The sequence below is a fragment of the Anaerotruncus sp. 1XD42-93 genome (assembly GCF_009917605.1).
Lineage (GTDB): Bacteria > Bacillota > Clostridia > Oscillospirales > Ruminococcaceae > Anaerotruncus.
This window is the reverse complement of sequence record NZ_QZEG01000109.1, coordinates 1-4180: the sequence shown is the minus strand read 5'-3', so window position 1 is coordinate 4180 and position 4180 is coordinate 1. Positions and strand designations below refer to the sequence as shown.

Below are 4180 nucleotides of genomic sequence, written 5' to 3'. Positions count from 1 at the left end.
CTTTTCAACACCTCCGACACGCGGGGAAGCCAGCGCAGCATGGGGGTAAATTACCAGAAACTCGGAAAAGATTTAATGTCGGTGGACGAGCTGGCCGTCATGGACGGCGGAAAATGCCTGCTGCAGATCAGGGGTGTGCGTCCTTTCCTCTCCCGCAAGTACGATATTACCAAACACCCAAATTACCGGCTACTTTCCGATTTCAATGAGAAAAACGCTTTTGACATTGAAAAATTCTTATCTACAAAAATGCCGATGCGTCCTGGCGAGCTGTACCGCAATTATGAGGTCACAGCGGAGGATTTGGAGGCTCCGGCTGCAGGATGATGTAGCTGCCTGTTAAAGTTTCTGGCTTTGAAGGGTTTTTTCTTTTCACCGGAAGGAGGTTTTATTGAGGATTCGTGCCCCTCCCCTGACAACTGAATACTTTCCAGGTACGCCCTGGACTATGCCGCCCCTGTGCTTGATGTAAATTCTCTTGAAGCACAGGGGCGTTTTTTCGTTTCCGGCCTGAAACGGCCACACCACAAAAACAATATTTCTTAAATTAAAGGAGGAACTATATGGCTTTTTTTGCAAGTGCGATTGATACCCTGAAAATCCTGGTTATTGCTCTGGGCGCCGGCCTCGGTGCATGGGGCGTCATCAACCTTCTGGAAGGTTATGGCAATGACAACCCTGGGGCAAAATCCCAGGGCATGAAACAGCTTATGGCTGGCGGCGGTATTGCGCTGGTGGGTGCCACGCTGATCCCGCTGCTCTCCGGCCTGTTCGGTTAATAGCCGATGGGCAGTCTGTTTGAAAGGATAACAGACTGGATTAAAGAGGGCTTAATCGAAGCGATCACAGGACAATACACCGGTATCTTTGAATCCGTCAACAGCCAGGTCTCGGATGTGGCCTCGCAGGTAGGCCAGACGCCGCAGGGGTGGAATGGCGGCGTGTTCAGCATGATCCAGAATCTTTCTGAAACCGTCGTCATTCCCATTGCGGGAATCATCCTGACTTTTGTTCTTGTCTATGAACTGATTCAAATGATTCTTGAAAAGAACAACATGCACGATTTTGATACATTCAACATCTTCAAGTGGATTTTCAAAACCTTTGTTGCCACCTACCTGCTCACCAACTGCTTTACTATCGTCATGGCGGTGTTTGACGTCGCCCAGAATGTGGTGAGCCAAAGCGCCGGCGTGATAAACGGGAACATGGATGTTACCGCTGCGCTGGCCGACCTGGAAACGCAGCTTGAAGCAATGGGGATGTGGGAGCTGATCGGTCTGTGGCTGGAGACCAACATCATCAACCTGTGCATGTGGGTGTTGTCCATCGTGATTTTTGTCATTGTGTATGGCCGTATGATCGAGATATATCTTACGGTCAGCCTGGCACCCATACCCTTTTCCACAATGGCAAACCGTGAATGGGGGCAGATGGGGACAAATTACCTGCGTTCCCTGTTTGCTTTAGGTTTTCAGGGGTTTTTGATCCTGGTCTGTGTCGCGATTTATGCGGTGCTGGTCCAGTCGATCCCTTCTTCCGGCGACATTCACGGCGCGATCTGGGGCACGGCAGGCTATACGGTCCTGCTGGCCTTTGCCCTGTTTAAGACAGGCTCGCTATCCAAAAGCATTTTTAACTCGCATTAGCGTGTAACCAACTTACATCTTAACAAGAAGGAGGACTTTTCTATATGAGTAAGACAAACAACGAACCCGTGCAGCCGGAGGTACAGGCACCGGAGGCTCAGGCGGGCGGAGGCTTAAAGCTGGATGTAACTGTACGCCCGATTGCCCCGATGGGAAACCTGCTGGCTTACGCCAATGTGACCATCGGCGACAGCTTCAAGATTGACGGCTTCCGTATCTGCTCCGGCGAAAAGGGGCTGTATGTCAACATGCCCTCTACCCAGGATAAGCAGGGAAAATGGAGGGATGTCTGCTGGCCGGTGACGGCGGATTTCCGCAGGCAGCTTAACGACGCCCTGATTGAAGGGTACGGCCAGGCGATTGAAAATTTGCAGGCCACCCTTGAAGCGACAAAGGGAGCGGCGGAGAAACCATCCCTAACCGGCGCCCTGAAAGAAAATGCCGGTAAGGTTAAGACGCCTCCGGCAAAATCCGCTCCCACCAAGAATGAGCAGGCCCGATAATGCCGGAGGCTGGAAAATATAGCATCGTGTATGCGGACCCGCCCTGGCGTTATGATATGAAACGCGGCAACGGGGTGGCGGAAAACCATTACCCAACCATGAGCATAGAAGAAATATGCGCGCTACCGGTTGCAGACCTTGCGGCTAGAGACAGTGCGCTTTTTCTATGGGCCACCTTCCCACAGCTTAATGAGGCGTTCCGTGTTATGGAGGCATGGGGCTTCAAATATAAGACGCTGGCCTTCCTCTGGCTGAAACAGAACCGGAAAGCAGATAGCTGGTTTTATGGGATGGGGTTCTGGACCCGCTCAAACGCGGAGGTGTGCTTACTGGCGACCAAGGGGCGCCCCAAACGTCAGTGTGCGGGAATCCACCAGTTTGTGATCTCCCATATCGAACAGCACAGCAAGAAGCCGGACGAGGTGCGGGATAAGATTGTGAAACTTATGGGCGACCTCCCCAGGGTGGAACTGTTTGCAAGACAACAGGCCCCCGGCTGGGATGTGTGGGGCAATGAAGTGGATTCCAGTATCACGATGCCCGGAAAGACGGACACAAGGGAATCAGATAAATATTGACGGTATATCACGATTGGAGGTGAAAACAATGCCTTATGTACCCGTACCCAAAGACTTAACGAAAGTCAAGACCAAGCTGGCGTTTAACCTGACGAAGCGCCAGCTTATTTGTTTCAGTCTGGCCGCACTGGTGGGACTGCCGGTATATTTCCTTACCCGCGGCGCTATCGGCAACTCGGCGGCGGTGCTGATGATGATCGGGATTATGATGCCCTTTTTCTTTTTCGCCATGTATGAGCGGGACGGACAGCCGGCGGAGAAACTTCTGAAAAACAGGCTCCGCTATAAGCTCTGGCCGAAGAAACGGCCATACCGGACGGAAAACCTGTATAAATCCATGTCAAAGAAGGAGGTTACGAGGATTGCCAAAAACCAAACAGCAGGAAGCCCAGGAAAAACGTCTGCAAAGAAACATCAGGCAGGCAAAAAAGGCCAGGGCCGATGCAAAGACAAGCGGAAATAAGACTGTCCGCACTAGGCCGCCTAAAAAGGGCGGCTTTTTTGCCGGGCTGAAAACGGACGCCCCGCAGACGGTCCAGCAGAGTATTCCCTATAAGGAAATGTACCGGGATGGAATCTGCCGGCTGACCGACAAACTCTACACCAAGACGGTGCAGTTTTTTGATATTAACTACCAGCTTGCACAGGCGGATGACAAAGCGCAGATTTTTGAGGGTTACTGTGATTTCCTCAATTATTTTGACGCTTCGATCCATGTGCAGCTTACTTTCATTAACCAGCGGGCCAATATGCAGGATTTCGCCCGCAGTATCGACATCCCCATCCGCGGCGACGAATATGACGGAATCCGCAGGGAGTATGGGGATATGCTGAAAGGTCAGCTCCAAAAAGGCAACAACGGCCTTACCAAACGGAAATATATCACTTTTGGAATTGAGGCTGACGACCTTCGCACCGCGAAGATGCGCCTGGAGCGGATCGAGGCCGACGTGCTGGCGAATTTCAAGGCCCTGGGAGCCCAGGCAAAGCCATTAGACGGGTTGGAACGCCTGGAGCTCCTTCACAGCCAGCTCCACCCGGACGGGCAGGAAAAGTTTCATTTTACCTGGGCGGACCTGCCGAAAACCGGGCTTTCTACAAAGGATTTTATTGCGCCCTCCGGCCTGTCGTTCTCAAATGACGGAAAGACCTTCCGGGTGGCCGACCATTCCGGGGCGGTGTCCTTTTTGCAGATTCTAGCGCCGGAGCTGACGGACCGGCTGCTGGCGGAGCTTTTGGACCTGGACGACGCCGTGACGGTGAACCTGCATATCCAGTCCATCGACCAGGCCCAGGCGATCAAGAACATCAAACGCAAGATGTCCGATTTGCAGAAAATGACCATTGAAGAACAGAAAAAAGCGGTCCGTGCCGGGTATGACATGTTGCGCCCAGATAGGGTGTAATAAGGAGTTGACTAAGGCACAACCCCGTAAGATAGCGCGGGAAA

The 4180-nt window shown here is 52.3% G+C and carries 5 protein-coding genes and 2 pseudogenes; all 7 read left to right on the top strand.

Annotated features, from left to right (window positions below; translation table 11 throughout):
- Positions 1 to 327: pseudogene (locus tag D5269_RS16920) on the top strand (type IV secretory system conjugative DNA transfer family protein); the annotation flags it as partial.
- A 236-nt stretch (positions 328 to 563) separates the two neighbouring features.
- Positions 564 to 779 (top strand): Maff2 family mobile element protein, encoded by a 216-nt coding sequence (locus D5269_RS16915; RefSeq protein ID WP_006861290.1) that lies wholly within the window; start codon positions 564 to 566, stop codon positions 777 to 779.
- A gap of 6 nt (positions 780 to 785) precedes the next feature.
- Positions 786 to 1649: a VirB6/TrbL-like conjugal transfer protein, CD1112 family gene (locus tag D5269_RS16910; protein WP_006861291.1), complete on the top strand. Its 864-nt coding sequence runs from the start codon at positions 786 to 788 to the stop codon at positions 1647 to 1649.
- A gap of 44 nt (positions 1650 to 1693) precedes the next feature.
- Positions 1694 to 2152 (top strand): SpoVG family protein, encoded by a 459-nt coding sequence (locus D5269_RS16905; RefSeq protein ID WP_120487119.1) that lies wholly within the window; start codon positions 1694 to 1696, stop codon positions 2150 to 2152.
- Positions 2152 to 2730: an MT-A70 family methyltransferase gene (locus D5269_RS16900; protein WP_120487117.1), complete on the top strand. Its 579-nt coding sequence runs from the start codon at positions 2152 to 2154 to the stop codon at positions 2728 to 2730. Before D5269_RS16905 ends, D5269_RS16900 begins: the two co-directional genes overlap by 1 nt.
- Before the next feature lie 28 nt (positions 2731 to 2758).
- Positions 2759 to 3193, top strand: a complete 435-nt coding sequence (locus tag D5269_RS16895) for a PrgI family protein (RefSeq protein WP_120487115.1) — start codon at positions 2759 to 2761, stop codon at positions 3191 to 3193.
- Positions 3093 to 4115: pseudogene (locus tag D5269_RS16890) on the top strand (VirB4-like conjugal transfer ATPase, CD1110 family); the annotation flags it as partial. The gene D5269_RS16895 and the pseudogene D5269_RS16890, both read left to right, overlap by 101 nt.
- Between the last annotated feature and the right edge of the window lie 65 nt (positions 4116 to 4180).